13 protein-coding genes are annotated in these 17,990 nt (G+C 68.6%); 10 read left to right on the forward strand and 3 right to left on the reverse strand.

The genetic code is table 11. The features are described from left to right. Positions 1 to 163: 163 nt before the first annotated feature. The 3 genes from AC1VVG_RS21035 to AC1VVG_RS21045 all read right to left on the reverse strand — a co-directional run bounded on the left by AC1VVG_RS21035 (position 164) and on the right by AC1VVG_RS21045 (position 9,038). Complete coding sequence (locus AC1VVG_RS21035) at positions 164 to 4,954, reverse strand: ESPR-type extended signal peptide-containing protein (RefSeq protein ID WP_482836140.1); 4,791 nt, start codon at positions 4,952 to 4,954, stop codon at positions 164 to 166. 200 nt (positions 4,955 to 5,154) lie between these two features. Beyond that, entirely contained in the window at positions 5,155 to 8,190 is a 3,036-nt protein-coding gene (locus AC1VVG_RS21040; RefSeq protein WP_482836142.1) for a hybrid sensor histidine kinase/response regulator, read from the reverse strand. Positions 8,191 to 8,249: 59 nt separating this feature from the next. Next, positions 8,250 to 9,038 carry a response regulator transcription factor gene (locus AC1VVG_RS21045; protein ID WP_245169501.1) on the reverse strand — a complete coding sequence of 263 codons (789 nt, stop codon included), beginning with the start codon at positions 9,036 to 9,038 and terminating at the stop codon, positions 8,250 to 8,252. 559 nt (positions 9,039 to 9,597) lie between these two features. Here AC1VVG_RS21045 and AC1VVG_RS21050 point away from each other — a divergent pair. The 10 genes from AC1VVG_RS21050 to AC1VVG_RS21095 all read left to right on the forward strand — a co-directional run bounded on the left by AC1VVG_RS21050 (position 9,598) and on the right by AC1VVG_RS21095 (position 17,939). Beyond that, on the forward strand, positions 9,598 to 11,034 hold the full coding sequence (locus AC1VVG_RS21050; protein WP_482836145.1) for a sensor histidine kinase: 1,437 nt from the start codon (positions 9,598 to 9,600) through the stop codon (positions 11,032 to 11,034). Then, positions 11,031 to 11,669 (forward strand): response regulator transcription factor, encoded by a 639-nt coding sequence (locus tag AC1VVG_RS21055; protein ID WP_034189620.1) that lies wholly within the window; start codon positions 11,031 to 11,033, stop codon positions 11,667 to 11,669. The genes AC1VVG_RS21050 and AC1VVG_RS21055 overlap by 4 nt, the downstream gene beginning before the upstream one ends. Positions 11,670 to 11,777: 108 nt before the next feature. Continuing rightward, on the forward strand, positions 11,778 to 12,494 hold the full coding sequence (locus AC1VVG_RS21060; RefSeq protein WP_034189619.1) for an outer membrane protein: 717 nt from the start codon (positions 11,778 to 11,780) through the stop codon (positions 12,492 to 12,494). 211 nt (positions 12,495 to 12,705) lie between these two features. Further along, positions 12,706 to 13,704: a serine protease gene (locus AC1VVG_RS21065; RefSeq protein WP_473375455.1), complete on the forward strand. Its 999-nt coding sequence runs from the start codon at positions 12,706 to 12,708 to the stop codon at positions 13,702 to 13,704. 115 nt (positions 13,705 to 13,819) lie between these two features. Continuing rightward, positions 13,820 to 14,155: an ArsR/SmtB family transcription factor gene (locus AC1VVG_RS21070; protein ID WP_473375454.1), complete on the forward strand. Its 336-nt coding sequence runs from the start codon at positions 13,820 to 13,822 to the stop codon at positions 14,153 to 14,155. A gap of 22 nt (positions 14,156 to 14,177) precedes the next feature. Further along, positions 14,178 to 14,672 carry an arsenate reductase ArsC gene (locus AC1VVG_RS21075; RefSeq protein WP_473375453.1) on the forward strand — a complete coding sequence of 165 codons (495 nt, stop codon included), beginning with the start codon at positions 14,178 to 14,180 and terminating at the stop codon, positions 14,670 to 14,672. Between the two features lie 63 nt (positions 14,673 to 14,735). Further along, positions 14,736 to 15,809 (forward strand): ACR3 family arsenite efflux transporter, encoded by a 1,074-nt coding sequence (arsB, locus tag AC1VVG_RS21080; RefSeq protein WP_473375452.1) that lies wholly within the window; start codon positions 14,736 to 14,738, stop codon positions 15,807 to 15,809. A gap of 22 nt (positions 15,810 to 15,831) precedes the next feature. After that, positions 15,832 to 16,554 carry an arsenical resistance protein ArsH gene (gene arsH / locus AC1VVG_RS21085; RefSeq protein ID WP_034189614.1) on the forward strand — a complete coding sequence of 241 codons (723 nt, stop codon included), beginning with the start codon at positions 15,832 to 15,834 and terminating at the stop codon, positions 16,552 to 16,554. A 111-nt stretch (positions 16,555 to 16,665) separates the two neighbouring features. Continuing rightward, entirely contained in the window at positions 16,666 to 17,118 is a 453-nt protein-coding gene (gene arsN2, locus AC1VVG_RS21090) for an arsenic resistance N-acetyltransferase ArsN2 (RefSeq protein WP_034189613.1), read from the forward strand. A gap of 149 nt (positions 17,119 to 17,267) precedes the next feature. After that, complete coding sequence (locus AC1VVG_RS21095) at positions 17,268 to 17,939, forward strand: MarC family protein (RefSeq protein ID WP_124610189.1); 672 nt, start codon at positions 17,268 to 17,270, stop codon at positions 17,937 to 17,939. The last annotated feature ends 51 nt before the right edge of the window (positions 17,940 to 17,990 follow it).

Below are 17,990 nucleotides of genomic sequence, written 5' to 3' on the forward strand. Positions count from 1 at the left end.
GCACACGGGCACGGCCGCCGGCGATACCGCTGGCGGTCGCGATCCCGTCGCACCGACGGCCGGTGGCAACTCGCGGGAATCGCCACTGGCCGTCGGCCGACAAGCGGAAGGGGCGATGCCCTTCCGCGTCGGGTCGGCACTCCGCTTGCGCGGAGCCCTTCGGTCAGAACTCGTAGCCGACTTGCGCACGGACACCCACGTCGCCGACCGACGTGATTGACGTCGCGCCGTTCACGAGCCAGTTGCCGCTGCGCGACCGGTAGGTGGCGCCGGCGGCGATCGCCGAGCCGCTCTTGAAGTTCGCGGCGCCGACCGCGACGACGGTCTTGCCCGGTTGCGACGGCGTCATGTTCGGCATCGCCATCGCGGCCGCGATACCGGCATACGCGTTCTTCGCGACGTCGTTGATCGCGCGGTTCGTGTCGTTGAAGCGCTGGTCGACCGATTCCATCGCGCGGTCGAGCTGGCCCTTCGTGGCCGCGTCGCTGGCGTTGATGCCGTCCGCGATGTTGACGAGCCGGCGGTTGCCTTCTTCCGTGCCGTTGCCGAACGAGACGGTGTTGGCTTCCGCCGCCACCGAGCCCTGGCCGATCGCGACCGAGCCGCTGCCGGTGGCCGATGCGCCCTGGCCGAGTGCGGTGCTGTCCTTGCCGGATGCAACCGCGCCCTGGCCGAGCGCCGTGCCGTTTTCGCCCGACGCGACCGAGCCCTGGCCGATGGCCGAACCGTTGTTGCCCGACGCGACCGCGCCCTGACCGACGGCCGAGCTGTTGCTGCCCGATGCCGTCGAACCCTGGCCGATGGCCGAACCGTTGCTGCCCGATGCGACCGCCCCCTGGCCGACAGCCGAGCTGTTCTCGCCGGACGCGAGCGCGCTGTCGCCGATCGCCGAGCTGTTTTCGCCCGTTGCCACCGCGCCTTCGCCGACGACGGTCGAGCCGTCGCCCGTGCCCGGGCCGCCCGTGCCGGGGTTCGTTTCGAGTTCGCCGAGACGGTCCGACAGATCGTCGAAGCGGTTCGACAGGTCACCGAACTGGCCGCTCAGTTCGCCGTACTGCTTCGCGAACTGTTCCTGCAGGTCGAACAACTGGCTGCCGTTGATCGCGTCCATGCTCGTCGCGCTGATTTCGCCAGCGGCGACGCGCTGCAGCTTCGTGCCGAACGTGCCGGCGAACGTCACCGTGTCGAAATTCAGGCCCGAGTCGTACGTGACCGCGCCGACTTCCTTGCCCGTGTAGTCGATCAGTCCGGTTGCACGGAGCTGCGACACCGTCACGACGTCGTCGTCGTCCACGCCGTTCGCGACGCCGGACAGTACGCGCGCGCCGCCGGTGCCCGTGAAGTTCACCACCGAGCCGCCGGTATTCGCGCCGACCGTGATGCCGCCCGTCGTCGGGTTCTGCTGGACGAGGCCGAGCGTGCCGCTTTCGAACTGCTCGGAAAGCTTCTTGAGGCCGCCTTCGTTGGTCGTCATGCGACCGTCGAGATTGGTGACGGCGTCGCCGACCGAGTTGACGATCTTCGTGCCGCCGCTGCCGTCGCCGACGGTGAAGGACGGTGCGGAGATCGAGCCGTCCGAGTTCACCTTCGAATTGCCGCCGATTGCGGAAGCGACGCTGTCGGACACGCCATGCAGTTGCGAACCGTTGACGGCTTCGGTACTCGTCGCCGACACGTCACCTGCCGCGACGCCTGCGAGCTTGCGGGCGCCGGTCTTGCTGCTGAAGTTCACGGCATTGCCGTCGGTGTTCGCGCCGACGGTGATGTCGTCGCCCGGGTTGGCCTGCCGGACGAGGCCGAGCGTGCCGCTGCCGATGTCGTCAGCGAGCTTCTTGATGTCGCCTTCGTTGGTCGTCGTGCGGCCGTCGAGGTTGGTGACGACGTCGCCGACCGAGTTGACGATCTTCGTGCCGCCGCTGCCGTCACCGACGGTGAAGGACGGCGCGGAGATCGAACCGTCGGAGTTCACCTTCGAGTTGCCGCCGATTGCTGCCGCGACGCTGTCGGACACGCCATGCAGTTGCGAACCGTTGACGGCTTCGGTACTCGTTGCCGACACGTCGCCTGCCGCGACGCCTGCGAGCTTGCGTGCACCGGTCTTGCTGCTGAAGTTCACGGCGTTGCCGTCGGTGTTCGCGCCGACGGTGATGTCGTCACCCGGGTTGGCCTGCTGGACGAGACCGAGCGTGCCGCTGCCGATGTCGTCAGCGAGCTTCTTGATGTCACCTTCGTTGGTCGTCGTACGGCCGTCGAGATTGGTGACGACGTCGCCGACCGAGTTGACGATCTTCGTGCCGCCACTGCCGTCGCCGACGGTGAAGGACGGCGCGGAGATCGAACCGTCGGAGTTCACCTTCGAGTTGCCGCCGATTGCTGCCGCGACGCTGTCGGACACGCCATGCAGCTGCGCGCCGTTGACGGCTTCGGTGCTCGTCGCCGACACGTCGCCTGCCGCGACGCCCTTGAGCGTGCGCGCGCCGGTCTTGCTGCTGAAGTTCACGGCGTTGCCGTCGGTGTTCGCGCCGACGGTGATGTCGTCGCCGGGCTTCGGCTGCTGGACGAGACCGAGCGTGCCGCTGCCGATGTCGTCGGCGAGCTTCTTGATGTCGCCTTCGTTGGTCGTGACACGGCCGTCGAGATTGGTGACGACGTCGCCGACCGAGTTGACGATCTTCGTGCCGCCGCTGCCGTCGCCGACGGTGAAGGACGGCGCGGAGATCGAACCGTCGGAGTTCACCTTCGAGTTGCCGCCGATTGCTGCCGCGACGCTGTCCGACACGCCGTGCAGTTGCGAGCCGTTGACGGCTTCGGTGCTGGCGGCCGACACGTCGCCTGCCGCGACGCCCTTGAGCGTGCGTGCGGTGCCGCCGGTCGCGCTGAAGTCCACGGCGTTGCCGCCGGTGTTCGCGCCGACCGTGATGTCGTCCCCCGGATTCGCCTGTTGCACGAGACCGCTGGTCCCGCTCTCGAGCTTGCTCAGCTTGTCGTCGATGTCGCTGATCTGCGACGTATGTCCGGCGACGGTGCTGTTGGTCGACGAGAGCCCGGTGCTCAAACCCGCGACGGCGCTGTTGGTCGACGAGAGCCCGGTGCTCAAGCCCGCGACGGTGCTGTTGGTCGACGAGAGCCCGGTGCTCAGGCCCGCGACGGTGCTGTTGGTCGATGAGAGGCCCGTGCTCAGGCCCGCAACCGTGCTGTTGGTGGCCGAGAGGCCCGTGCTCAAGCCGGCGACCGTGCCGTTGGTCGACGAGAGGCCGGTGCTCAAACCCGCGACGGTGCTGTTGGTGGCGGAGAGCCCGGTGCTCAGGCCGGCAACCGCGTTGCTCGTCGTCGACAAGCCGGTGCTCAGGCTGGAGACCGTGAGGTTGGTCGCGGCGATCGCGTTGTTCGTCTTCGTGAACTCGGCCGTCATCTGGCCGAGGTTTACCGCGTCCGTGTCCTGCGTGCCGGCGGCCACGTTGGTGATCTGCCGACGCAGCGCCGACGAGCCGACCGAAACGCTGTTGTTGCGATCGGTGGCCGCGCCGGCGCCGAGCGCCACCGAATCGGTATGGGACGCGCTTGCGTTGACGCCCAGTGCAACGCCGTGCGAGCCGCTTGCGTTCGCGCCATTGCCGACCGCGACGGCGGCGCCGCCCGCACTGCTGGCCTGGAAGCCGAGTGCCGTGCTGTTGTTGCCGCTGGCGAGTGCGCTGTTACCGACGGCCGTCGCGTAAGATCCCGAGGCGCTCGTGTTCGTGCCGATCGCAAGCGCGGCCGTACCCGCTTGCGCGGCGACCGTGCTGTTGCTCGTATCGATCTTGACGTACGTATCGTCGACCTTCGTCGACAACTCCGTCTTCATCTGGCCGACGTTCACGGCATCGTTGTCTTCCGTCCCGGCGGCGACGTTGACGATCTGGCGCGTGAACTTGTTCCCGTCGATATTGGGAACACCGGCACCCACGGATACGGTGTTGTCCCGATCCGCAACCGTGCCGAAGCCCAATGCGACGGCGTTGTTGGCGCCGGCGCTGGACGTGGTGCCGATCGCGACCGACGCGTTGCCGGTTGCCACCGCAGCGCGACCGGTACCAATGGCGCTGCCGAGAGCAACGCTGTAGTTCCCGGTTGCCGTCGAATTGGCGCCGAGCGCCATGCTGGCGGTGCCGGTCGAGGTGGCCGACGTGCCGAACGCAGTCGAATAATTGTTGGAGGCGGACGCATTGGATCCGATGGCGGCCGAGTTCGAATTCGCCACGCGTGCGTTCATCCCGAGCGCGACGGCATTGTTTGCGCCGTTGGCGATGGCTGCTGACTGGCCGATGGCCGTCGAGCCCGTGCCGCCCGACGTTGCAGTGGCGCCGATCGCCACCGCGCCGGTGTTCGTTGCGGAAGACGCGCGTCCGAATGCCAGAGCGTCTTCGACCGTTGCCGATGCCAGGTAGCCCATCGCGATCGTGTACCTTCCGGTGGTTTGCGCTTGGCCGCCGATTGCGATTTGCCGGTCGCTGGCGTCTGCGTTCTTTGCTCCCGCACCAAGCGCAACCGAGTGCAGGCCGCTGGCCGTCGTGTTGGAGCCGATGGCAACTGAACTCGAACCCGCGGAAGTCACGGTTTGACCGATGGCGACCGCATTGGCGCCGGTTGCGCTTGCAGGATTTGCAGTAGCGTTGACCTTTACGAAGGTCGTATCGTCAGTCGCCATCGTGCCGACGGTGCCCATCATGCCGATCGCACCACCGCCTGCCGCCGTGCATACCCCCGCCGCATCGACCGTTCCGCTCGACCCGTCTGCCGTCGTGCACGCTTCCGCCGCGGCCGCGCTGCCGATCGCCGCGCCACCCAGCGCGATCGCGATCACCGCTTGCCGCGCCGCGCGCGCCGATCCCTTCGAATGCGACTTCGCCGTTTCCGCGGCGGCCGTCCATGTGCTGGTCACGGCGTTCCAGACGCTGCGATAAGTCTTGTTCATGCCCCTACTCCTTTCAGTTTGTCAGTTCACAAACCGATGGTAGGGATCGGCCTCGTCCTAATCAGTCGTCCAGGGCTGATTCGAGATAGCGACCGTGTAGGCCCAGTCCTACGCGCGCGACGACGCGCCGCGGGCATGCGCCGCAGAACGAAAGGCGAGGGATCGGGGAGGCCGGCGCGCGAGGGCCGGCCGCGCGGGAATCAGGCAGTCGGCGCCTGCGTTGCGCGCCGTCGCAGTGCTTCCCGCGCGAGGGCGTCCGCGTCGGCGAGCCGCGCATCGAACGACGTCAGGTCGCCGCCGTGCACGATGGCTTGCAGTTCGCCGATCGCGTCGGCCACGGCATGTTCGTGAATCGTCGCGAACGCGCCGCGCAGCGAGTGCAGTTCGTGACGCAGCACGGCGATATCGTTGCGTGATGCCGCGTCGTGCATCGCCGCGACCGATTGCGCTCGACTCGTTTCGAGCAACGCGTGCACGTCCGGCGGCAGCGGACCTTGCGCGAGATCGACGAGCGTGCGCGCGGCGGGCGCCTGCGCCGCTGCCGTCTGCGCGTAACGCCGCACGGTGCGATCGATCGTATCGAGCAGCACCGGTTTCACGAGCACGGCGGCGATGCCCGCTTCCGCGCAGCGCGCATGCTCGGCCGCGCTCGCGTGCGCGGTGACGGCGACGACCGGCAGCCCCGGATATTGGGCACGCAGCACGCGCGCGAGCGTATAGCCGTCCATCCCCGGCATGTTGAGATCGGTCATCACGAGGTCGTGGCGCGTCTCCGCGCAGCGCCGCAACGCCGCCGCGCCATCGTCGGCGGCGTCCGCCGCATAGCCGAGCGTGACGAGTTGCCCTTGCAGCAGCGTGCGGTTCACCGGGTGATCGTCGACGACGAGCACGCGCGCGGCGACGGCCGGCAGCGCGGTATCGTCGGCCCGCGCGGCGTCATGTTCGGCAACCTGCGCATCGGTGGCCGCGCGCAGCGGCAGCGTGACGACGAACGTGCTGCCCTTGCCGGGTTCGCTCTTCACGTCGACCGTGCCCTGCATCATCTGCGTGAGCTGCTTCGTCAGCGCGAGGCCGAGCCCGGTGCCGCCGTAACGGCGCGTGATCGACGTGTCGGCCTGCGTAAACGGGCGGAACAGCGCCGCGCGCTGCGCGTCGGTCATGCCGATGCCCGTATCGCTCACGCCGATCGCGACGGGCGATTCCGGGTTCGTGTCGTCGCGCAGGTAGACCTCGAGCGTGATTTCCCCGTGGTTCGTGAACTTGATCGCGTTGCCGACGAGGTTCGCGGCGATCTGCCGGATGCGCGTCGGGTCGCCGACGTAGCGCGACGCGAGCGCATCGTCGACGAACACGTCGAACTGCAGCCCCTTCGCGGCCGCGAGCGGCTCGAACATCGCGCCGGTCTGCCGGACCGTCTCCGCGAGATCGAACGGGATCGCCTCGATCGTCATCTGGCCGGCTTCGATTTTCGACAGGTCGAGGATGTCGTTGATCAGGTCGAGCAGCACCGACGACGCGCCCTCGACCGTATGCAGCCGCTCGCGCTGCGAATCGGCGAGCGGCTCGCGGCCGATCAGCTCGAGGTTGCCGAGGATCGCATTGAGCGGCGTGCGGATCTCGTGGCTCATCGTCGCGAGGAACGCCGATTTGGCGTCGTTCGCGGCGTCGGCGGCGCGCGCCGCTTCGTCGAGCCGGCGCTCGATGTTCTTCTGCGACGTGATGTCGGAGAAGTTGCACAGCACGACGTCCATGTCGCGAAAGCGCGTGCGCACCAGATTGACGAGCAGGTCGACGGCCTCGCCGGCGGCGGTGGGCAGCGTCACGTGCAGATCGGGTTGCCACGCGGCGGCGGCGGGCGAGCGGTCGAAGCGTGCGAGCAGCCGCGCCGGCAACGAAGGTTCGCCCGCACGCCGCGCATCGTAGTCGCGCATCGTGTCGTTTTGCAGCAGCACCGCGCCGTCGGCGAGCGACAGCAGCGCGATGCCGGACGGCGCTGCCTCGACGATCGTCCGGTTCAGGTTCTCGCTGTCGATCACGCGGCGCGTGCGCGCGTCGTCGGGTTTCAATACGCGGCGGTCGAAGCGCACGAGCAGCCACCAGACTAGCGCGATCACGGCCAGCATGACCGCGACGTACCAGCCCGCGTGCAGCCCGATCGTCGCGAGCAGCGAGCGCAGCGTGAACGCCTGCACGAGCGTCCAGTCGGTTTCGGGAATGGGCTGTCTCAGCGAGAACAGCCCGTCGCCGAACGCGGTGCGCGGCCCGCTGCGATTGGCTGCCTCGTGCGTGGGCGCGCCGAGGCGTTCGAGTGCGACGCGGGTGGCGTCGTCGTCGGCCGCGATGCCCGCGCGCAGCAGCGTGCGGCCGTGCGCGTCGGCGACGATCGCGGCGTCGGTCGTGCCGCCCGTCGACAGACGGGTGCGCAACACGTCGACCGGCAGCGTCGACAGGAAGACGGCGCGGGGCGCACGCGCATCGTAGACGGCACCGGCGATCCGGAACACGTCGCGGCGCTGTACGGGATCGTAGACGGGCGCATACCATTGGTATTGGCCGGGCGGCGGCGTGTCGATGCCGGCGGCGACTTTCGCGACGAGCGTCGCTGCATCGGTGGCGGGCGACGCGGTGAGCGGATCGGGCGGGATCGGTTCGGGGATGACGACGGCAAAGCTGTGGTCGGGGCGATAGGCGTAGCCCGCGATCGCGCGGTCGGCGTCGTGCTTGGCGACGTACGCGCCGACGCGATAGCTCATGTCGCTCGCCATCGCGAGATCCTGCGCGTAGCGCGCGGCCGGTTGCGCGGGCGACAGGTCGGCCAGCACGAGCGTCGGCGGGAAGGCCGGGCTGCCCTGGATCACGAGCCGGCCGCGGCCGGCCTGGAGTGCGGCGACGCGCGCCGGATCGGTCGCGCGCGTGTTCCATACGGCTTCGTCGTGCGTGACGAGCGTGTCCATGCCCGTCGTGCGCATCTTGAATTCGATCTGGACGAGGAACTGGCGTACCGCGAACGTCGTATAGCGCGCCTGGATCGCATCGCGCGCTATCGTATACAGCATCAGGCCGCTGGCGAGCAGGATCGCGACCGTCACGGCCGCGCCGCCGGCATAGAGCAGTGCGCGCTGGCGGCGGCCGATGCGGGTCGGCGCGGCGGACGCGTGTCCGGCGGCGGCGCGGGCGTGATCGGGTGTGGCGCGGTGGTCCATCGGGAGCGGGGCGGTCGGCCTGGGTGCCCCCATGATAATGGAGTCCGATCAGCGCGCAATGGGGCCTGTCAGGGTTGCGGGGTCGCGCGGCGTCATTGCGGCGGCGCGCCATCGGAATCGAGCCCGCCCGGTTCGCACGCGACGAGCCGATACCCGACCCCGTACATCGTCATCATCCGCACGCCGTGCCGCCCGTCGAGTTCGAGCCGGTCGCGCAGATACGCGACGTGCGTGTCGAGCCGCCGGCTGGATGCCGCGACGAGCGAACCCCACACGAGCTGGCTCACGTGCGCGCGGTCGAGCGCGCGGCCCATGTTGAGGAAGAACGCGGTGATGATCTGGAAGTGTTTCTCCGTCAGCACATGCTCGCGGCCAGCGACGATGACGCTGCGCGTGGCCGTGTCGAATTCGAAGCTGCCGATGCGCCAGTGGCGATGATGGATCGCGCGATGATGGGACCAGCGCAGCCACGTTGCCATGCTGGCGACGAGCAGGTCCGGCGGCACGGCGTACGGCAGATGCTCGTTCGCGCCGGCCGTGAAGCAGGCGGATCGCGCGAGTTCCGTGTCGCGCTGACTGATCGACAGGATCGCGACGGTGCCGGCGAAACGCGCGCGCAGCGCACGGATCGCGTCCGTCGTGCGGCGGCAGGCCGTCTCGCATTGCACGATGAACAGATCGAACGCGCGCGTGTTGCAGGCTGCGAGCAGATCGGGCAGATACTCGAAGCGCGACGGCCGGTAGCCGGCGCGGCGCAGGATGTCCTCGATGCGCAGCCGGTCGTAGCCATGTCCGGCGCGGCGCAGGCGATCGTCGAACGAGCCGCGGCTCGGGTGGTCGATCGTCAGGATCGCGATGGCGGTGGAGGAAGCGTCGGTCACGATGTGGACGGCCCAGGCCGGTGTGGCGCGGTGGCGGGATGCATGCGCGATCGGATGAACGGAAGCGGGATCATGGCCGGACGGGTTCCGGGCAGGGTTCGGCGTGACGCCGTCCAAAAAAATTCCCGCCAGGGGAGGCGGGAGAAAGTATCGACTATGGAGCCTGTGCTCCCGGAGGCTCCGGAGGACAGGCAGGCCGATTGTGTTCGGTTCGGAGTGGGAAGAAAATCAGCCTGGTCTGAAATTACGCGGGGTCGGCCGCGATCGTGTTCGCGGTGCGACCCGGTGCGGGCGCCGCCGTGCGAGTGGAGGTGCGAGACGATGTCGTCGACGCGGCACGGCCATTCGCGAATGGTGGCCGGATTTGGGACGGGTCTGACGGCAAACATAACGGCATTCGGACCACGGGAAGTGCCAACTTGCCGACAATGAGCGCAATCGATCCGGCGCGCAGGGACGGCACTTTGTCCCATGCGCGCGCTCGTCGTCACCCTCAACCGCTTCGCTTGCCGCGCGGCGCGACCCGTACCCGTCGCGCATGGCCGCATTACCATCGATCATGAAACCGTCCGTCCGACTCGCCTCCTTGGCTGCGTGGCTCGCGTTGAGCCTCGCCGGCACCGCGTTGGTCGTCTCGCGCGCCGTCTCCGACGCGTACGACCGCTTCTTCCAGGATTCGAGCATCACGATTCGCCTGCTCGCGCAGAAAGCCGCGCAGCACGAGGCGATTCTCGCGACGCTCGGCGCGTCGTCGCTCGCTTCGCCGCCCGCGCATATGCTCGACAACCTGCGCGAACGCATGCCGCAACTCGGCGGGCTCGCGTACTGGCGGCCCGGCGCGGGCTGGCAGACCGATGGCGGGCCGGCGCCCGCCGCGCTGCCGCAGCGGCGGCCCGGCAAGCCGTTCACGCTGGCATTCGACGGCCCCGCTGCGTACTGGCTCGTCGCCGGGACCGGCTGGGCCGTGCGCGTCGATCCGCGCTGGATGCTGCAGCCGGGGGACTGGTCCACGACAATCTCGTCGGCGGCGCTGGAATTGCGCGACCGCCGCATCGACCTGCTGTCGCCCGCGCCCGGCGATGCGCAACCGCTGTGGACGATGCATCTCGAGAAACACCTGCCCGCGCAGCCGCAGGCCTTCGTGCTGCGCACGACGCGCACGCTGACGGCCGCCGACCTGCCGTGGCTGTCGATCGCGCTGTGGAACGCGGTGGCCGCGTTGCTCGCGGCCGGTGCGCTCGGCGCATGGCGGCTGCGCGAGGCACGGCGCCGTGCCGATGCACGTGCGCGCCTCGACCGCTTCGGCCGCCTCGACACCTTCGGCGAAATGGCCGCCGGCCTCGCGCACGAGCTGAACCAGCCGCTGACGGCGATCGTCAGCCACACGCGTGCGGCCGAACGCATGCTCGACCAGCCGGCCGAGCGCGACAGCGTGCGCCGTGCGTTGCAGACGAGCGTCGCGCAGGCGAAGCGCGCGGCGGCGATCCTGGAGCGCATGCGCGACGCGGTGACCACCGCGCACGGCGGCGAGCGCCGCACGCTCGATCCCGACGCGATCGTGAATGCGCTGCTGTTCCTGTACCGCGACGACTGCGCGCGCGAGCACATCGCGCTCGGCTGGCACAACGCGGCGGCGCGCGCGCGGCCGTTCGCCGAGCCGATCGCGGTCGAGCAGATCCTGCACAACCTGATCCAGAACGCGCGCGACGCGCTCGCCGGCGCGCGCGCATCGCGCGGCGAGATTCGCATCAGTGGCGCACGCGTCGGCGGGCATTACCGCTTCAGCGTCGTCGACAACGGCCCCGGCGTGCCGGAAGACGCGCTGCCGCGCCTGTTCGAACCGTTCTTCACGACGCGTGCACGCGGGCTCGGACTCGGGCTGCCGCTGTGCGACACGCTCGCGCAGCGGCAGGGCGGCACGCTGACGCTGCGCAATCGGCCGTCGGGCGGCGTCGAGGCCGCGCTGCTGTTGCCGCTGGCAGGGGAGGCCGCATGAACGATTCGCGGCATTCGACGCAGGACGCATCGGTCGTCGCGATCGTCGACGACGACGAAGCCGTGCGCGACGGGCTCTCGCTGCTGCTGCGCACGGTGGGTGTCGCGACGCGCCGTTATGCGGACGCATCGGCCTTTCTTGCCGATGCGGATGACGTGGCGCTCGGCTGCGTGCTGCTCGACATCCGGATGCCGGGAATGAGCGGCCTCGACGCGCTCGACGCACTGCGTGCGCGGCGCGACCTGCCGGTGATCGTGATGACGGGCCACGGCAACGTCGACGCGTGCCGGCGCGCGTTCAAGCGCGGCGCGCTCGATTTCCTGCGCAAGCCGGCGGACGACGACGAGCTGATCGACGCGGTCCAGCAGGCGCTGCGCCGGCAGGCCGCGCGGCGCGGGCAGGGCGATGCGGACCACGTGCGTGCGGCCCGTGTCGCCACGCTGAGCGCGCGCGAACGCGAGGTGCTGGACGGCATCGTGCGCGGCTGGAGCAACAAGGCGATCGCGCGCGCGCTCGGGCTGTCGCCGCGCACGGTCGAAACCTATCGCGCGAACGTGTTCGACAAGCTGCAGGTCGCGTCGCTGGTCGAGCTGGTGCGCGATTACGCGGCGCTCGCGGGCGGGTCGCCTCCGTAGCGCTACGGAGGCGCGACCCGTACGCGACCGGGTGCAACGATCGTCGCGCGGTTCCTACGATGACGGCTTCTCCGACAAGCCATTCATCGTCAAGGAACCGGATTCATCATGATCAAGCGCTTTGCCCTGCCCTCCACGCTCGCCCTGCTGTTCTCGGGTGCCGCTTTCGCCGACAACGTCGCCGTGCCGGAACCGAAGAAGGCCGCCGACACGAGCGACGCCGGCTACTACGCGACGGGCCGCATCATCGGCGCGTTCGACAACGCGGTGAACATGGAGCTGACGAGCCCGCGCGTCGCGAGCCGCGTCGGCGGCCCGGAGACGGGCTCGAACGTCACCGGCTCGCTCGGCCTCGGCTACCAGTTCGGCAACGGCTGGCGCGCGGAAGGCGAATACGTGTTCAAGCGCAACAACAACTTCGTCAGCTATTGGGCGCCGTTCGATGCGAACGCGAACGAATTCCACGTGTCGGCGCAACGCCTGATGCTGAACGGCTACAAGGATGTCGATCTCGGCCGCGGCTTCTCCGTGTACGGCACGCTCGGCATCGGTGTCGCGATCGTGTCGGCCGACGGCTGGCAGACCAACGACGCGCGCCGCTTCGCATCGAAGACGCAGACCAACCTCGCCTACTCGGCCGGCGCCGGCGTGAGCTATGCGATCAACAAGCGTTTCTCGATCGACCTCGGGTATCGCTATGTCGACATGGGCAACGTCGAGACAGGCTTCAACACGTTCGCGAACCGCATCAACGCGCGCGACGAGCAGCTGAAGGCGAAGCTGTCGTCGAACGAAGTGTTCATCGGCCTGCGCGGCCGGTTCTGACGGCGACGGCGACGTCGGCGGCGCGGCGACGCATCGTCCGCTCCGGTCCCCGGGGGCGGTAGGACCAGGCTGACTGCCGGATCGGACTGAAGGTGACGCAGTCCGATTTACCGCAACCGGTGCGACGGCGATACTCGGAGCCATTCGTTCAACTACGGGAGCACGGATTGCGGCGGCGGAGGTCGCGCAATGCGTCGTCGACATCATGAGCATGCAGGACATCACCGGGCAATACGCGATTCCGCTCGCACTTCCGTTCTCGGACGTGCCGCCGCCGTACGGCCGGCGACGCCGGCCGTTCGTGGCGAGCCGTCGGCCGACGCCGGTCGTGTTCGATCTGACGCGCGCGCGTCACGCGGCGCCGCCGGCCTCGGCGCAGGCCGCGGTCGCGTCGCGCGCAACGAAGGCGCACAAGGCCGCGAAGGCCGTGCGCGCGGAGGATTTCGGTTCGGATAACCGCGCGTGGGTCAGGCCGCATCCGTTGCGCCGGCGCTGGCGGCTGACGCTGATGGCGTGCGCGCTGTTCGGCGCGGCGTGCATCTTCGCGACGCATTTCGTCGATGAACGTCAGCATGCGGCCGGGCACGGCGCGGTGTACGAGGCGTCGATCTCGGTGGCGCCCACGGCTGCGGTCGCCGCCACGGAGGTTGCGCAGGCGACCGGCCGATCCGCGGAAGTCGCGATCGTATCGGCCGATCGTGCTGCGTCGGCGGGTGAACAGGCGGCCCGTGCGGCGACCGTCGTGGCGAAAACCGTGTCCGCGGAATCGCGTGCGGCGCAGGCGGGCCGCGCGTCGGCGAGCGCGCCGGTTGCCGTTGCGATGGTCATCGCATCGGATGCCGTCGTTGCGGAAGCCGCGGCGCCGGTTGCGGAACGCGCATCGCCGGCAAGCAGGAAGCCGGTCGCGGTCGCGATCGCGGCGCGTGCGGCGGCGAAGCCTGCCGCCACGTTGCGCGGCAAGAAGGCGCGGGACGCGGCGCCGAACGCAGCCACCGCGTCCCGCGAGGCGACGCTGCAGGCGCAGCCGGCCGCACGCGTGGCGGACGCGCCGGCAGTCGCGCCGGTGTCGAGTTCGGCCCAGGCCGTCGGCATGACTGCCGCCGAGTTCACGCAATGGCTCGCGGTGACGCGCGACACGTCACGGCCGGCCGCGGGCGGCGCCGATCTGTCGGTCGATCTGCCGAGCCACACGCGATTGATCGGGCGCTGACCTAGACGCGTGGCGCGCGGGCCCGGCGCATCTCTTCTCGGGGACAGCGCGCTCTCGGGCGACGCGCGCCTCGACGCGACTTCCCTGGTTTCCATATTTCGACTATTATCGAATAATGGAAACGAACCAGACCCTTGCCGCTCTCGCGGCGCTCGCGCACGAGTCGCGCCTCGCGGTGTTTCGCGCGCTGGTGCAGGCCGGGCCGCAAGGCATGCCGGCCGGCCAGATCGCCACGCTGCTCGAGGTCCCGCCGTCGTCGCTGTCCTTCCACTTGAAAGAACTCGCGCATGCGCGGCTCGTGACCAGTCGGCAGGAAGGCCGCTTCGTGTTCTATTGCGCGAACTTCGCGACGATGAACGGCCTGCTGGCCTACCTCACGGAGAACTGCTGCGGCGGCCATCCTTGCTCGCCGGTGCCGGCATGCGCGCCGTCCGGCGCCTGCGAATCCTGAAGCGCGCTCGCGCCCGCCTTTCATGACCACGAACGTCCTGATCCTCTGCACCCACAACTCGGCCCGCAGCGTGCTGGCCGAGGGCATGCTCAACCATTGGGCCGCGAAACTCGGCAAGGACGTGCGGGCCTACAGCGCCGGCAGTGCGCCGAGCGGCCGCCTCAATCCGTTCGCGCTGGCGGCGCTGACGAACGCGGGCGTCGACGTCGACGGCTACCGCAGCAAGAACTGGGATGAATTCGTCGGCGACGGCGCGCCCCGCATGCGCGTCGTCATCACCGTGTGCGACAGCGCGGCGTCGGAGCCGTGCCCGTACTGGCCCGGCAGCCCCGTGAAGATCCATTGGGGCTATGCCGATCCGTCGAACGCGACGGGCGGCGACGAAGGCAAGCGTCTCGCGTTCGAACTGACGCGGCAGGCGATCGGTTACCGGATGCTGCAGTTGCTGGCGCTGCCGCTCGATCGCATCAGCGATGCCGAACTCCAGGCAGCGCTGGTCGAGATCTCGCAAAACTGATCATGCGCCGCGCGGCGTGCGCGACACGCGACCGCCGGCGGCTTCGAAAACGAACCTTGTCAGATGAACACGTCCCCCGTCACGCCGCCCGGAGCGGCCGCCGCGCAACCCGCGATCAGCTTCTTCGAACGCTACCTGACGGTCTGGGTCGCGTCATGCATCGTGGCAGGCATCACGCTTGGCCAGTGGCTGCCCGGCCTGTTCCAGCAGATCGGCCGGATGGCGTACGCACAGGTCAATCTGCCGGTCGGGCTGTTGATCTGGGTGATGGTCATCCCGATGCTCGTCAAGGTCGACTTCGGCGCATTGCGTGACGTGCGCCGGCACGTGAAAGGCATCGGCGTCACGCTCGTCGTGAACTGGCTGGTCAAGCCGTTCTCGATGGCGTTCCTCGGCTGGCTGTTCATCCGCCATCTGTTTGCACCGCTGCTGCCGGCGGAACAACTCGACAGCTACGTCGCCGGGCTGATCCTGCTGGCCGCCGCACCGTGCACGGCGATGGTGTTCGTCTGGAGCCGGCTGACGGGCGGCGATCCGCTGTTCACGTTGTCGCAGGTCGTGCTGAACGACAGCATCATGGTGATCGCGTTCGCGCCGCTGGTCGGGCTGCTGCTCGGCATGTCGGCGATCACGGTGCCGTGGGCGACGCTGTTCACGTCGGTCGTGCTGTACATCGTCATGCCGGTGATCCTCGCGCAGATCCTGCGCAAGCGGCTGCTCGCGCACGGCAACGCGGCGTTCGACGCCGCGATGACCAAGATCGGCCCGTGGTCGATCGCCGCGCTGCTGGCGACGCTCGTGCTGCTGTTCGCGTTCCAGGGCGAAGCGGTCCTGAAGCAGCCGCTGGTGATCGCGCTGCTCGCGGTGCCGATTCTGATCCAGGTGTTTTTCAACTCGGCGCTCGCGTACTGGCTCAATCGTGCGGTCGGCGAGCAACATGACGTCGCATGCCCGTCGGCGCTGATCGGCGCGTCCAACTTCTTCGAACTGGCGGTCGCGGCCGCGATCAGCCTGTTCGGCTTCCATTCCGGCGCGGCACTGGCCACCGTCGTCGGCGTGTTGATCGAGGTGCCGGCGATGCTGCTGGTCGTGCGCATCGTCAACCGGTCGAAGGACTGGTACGCGCGCCGGACCTGAGCACACACCAGGGAATCCAGACATGACCGACCACGTGAACGATCTGCCGCAACTCGATGCCGCGCTGTTTCGCGTGCCGGACGCCGCCCGGCTGCGGCCGGCGTCGCCCTCGACCCATCCGCCGCGACTGCTGCTGCTCTACGGTTCGTTGCGTGAACGTTCGTTCAGCCGCCTGCTGGTCGAGGAAGCCGGGCGCCTGCTGACGGCGATGGGCGCCGAGGTGCGCGTGTTCAATCCGAGCGGCCTGCCGCTGCCCGACGACGCGCCCGAGCATCATCCGAAGGTGGTCGAGCTTCGCGAACTCGTGATGTGGTCGGAAGGGATGGTGTGGTGCTCGCCGGAACGGCACGGCGCGATGACAGGGATCATGAAGTCGCAGATCGACTGGATCCCGCTGTCGGTCGGCGCCGTGCGGCCGACGCAGGGCAAGACGCTCGCGGTCATGCAGGTGAGCGGCGGTTCGCAGTCGTTCAACGCGGTGAACCAGATGCGGGTGCTGGGGCGCTGGATGCGCATGCTGACCATCCCGAACCAGTCGTCGGTGGCGAAGGCGTTCATGGAGTTCGACGAAGCCGGGCGGATGAAGCCGTCGGCGTATTTCGACCGGGTGGTGGACGTGATGGAGGAACTGGTGAAGTTCACGCTGCTGACGCGCGACGTCGGCCCCTATCTGGTCGACCGGTACAGCGAGCGGAAAGAAAGTGCGGAGGCACTGTCGAAACGCGTCAATCAAGCGCGTATTTAGCGTTCGTTGTCGAATCAACGCCGAGACGCTCAGGCACGTTTCGTTGCGCGGCGTTGGATTGGCTGGAGCGTGCTGGATCCAGCGACGTCACTGCAAACCGGGAGTGGAACCATGGTACCTGTTCGTCAAGCGACCGAGTCCGATCTGGCCTCGATCGAAGCACTGCTTCGAGCCAGCGGTTTGCCGACCGAGGGCGTCGCCTTGTCTCTGCCGCATTTCGTTGTGGCCGACGCGGCATCCGGCATCGTGGGGTGTGGCGGAATCGAGTTCCACGGACGCCATGCGCTCGTGCGTTCGATCGCCGTCGTCGAGCACGCGCGTCGCGCCGGCGTCGGGCGGATGCTGGTGGCCCGCCTGCTCGCGGAATGCCGCGCGCGGGCCGTCCGGTCGATCGGGTTGCTGACCACGACGGCGGAAGACTACTTCGCCGGGCACGGTTTCGTCCGTATTGCCCGCGAGGATGTGCCCGAGCCGTTGTTGGCGTCCAGCCAGTTTCAGGGTGTCTGTCCGGGATCGGCCGTCGCGATGCTGATGGTCTGCGACGACAGAATCGGACTCGGCTGATTCCCTTCCCGGTTCACATTCCCGACAATTCGGTTTCTGCGGCCCGGCATACCCCGTGTGCCGGATCATGGAGATATCTCCTCTTCGCGGCCGGTCTTCTCGACTGGCCGCTTTTTTATTCCCGTTCGTCACCGGAGAGCACGATCGCGATGCAGCTCGACCGCCTGATCCCTGAAATCCTGTTCGGCTTCACGGGCCTGATCGGCATCATCAACCCATTCGGCATGGCGTTCGTGTTTCTCGAGCGCACGCAATCGCTGACCGAAGCCGAGCGCGCGACGCTGTCGAAGCAGCTCGCGACGAACGTGTTTTTCACGCTGCTTGTGATCTTCTTCGTCGGCGCGCCGGTGCTGAACTTCTTCGGGATTTCGATGGAGGCGCTGCGCATCGGCGGCGGCTTCGCGGTGGCGGTGGCCGGCTGGTCGATGCTGAACGCGCCGGACGTGCCGGCGGGCGGCGACGTTGCCGTGCATGGTGATGACTTGCAGAAGCTGATGACGCGTGCGTTTTTTCCGCTCACGGTGCCGCTGACGATCGGGCCCGGCTCGATCGCGGCCGGTATCGCGCTGCATGCGAACCGCGCGCATACGGCCGCTGACTATCTGTTGTCGGGTGTGGTGTCGGTGGCGGTCGCGGCACTGGTCGCGTTCGCGATCTGGCAGATCTACAGCCGCGCGACGACGCTCGCGCGTTATCTCGGTGGAGAAGGCACGAAGGTCGCGATGCGCGTGTCCGCGTTCCTGTTGCTGTGCGTCGGCGTGCAGATCATGCTGACGGGCCTGTCGGAGTTCGTGAAGACGTTCGGCGGGCAGGGCGGATGACGAAGAAGGGGCTGGCACCCGTGCCGGTGGTCGCGGAGTCGAGCTGAAGCG

Source organism: Burkholderia sp. L-4 (assembly GCF_056856535.1).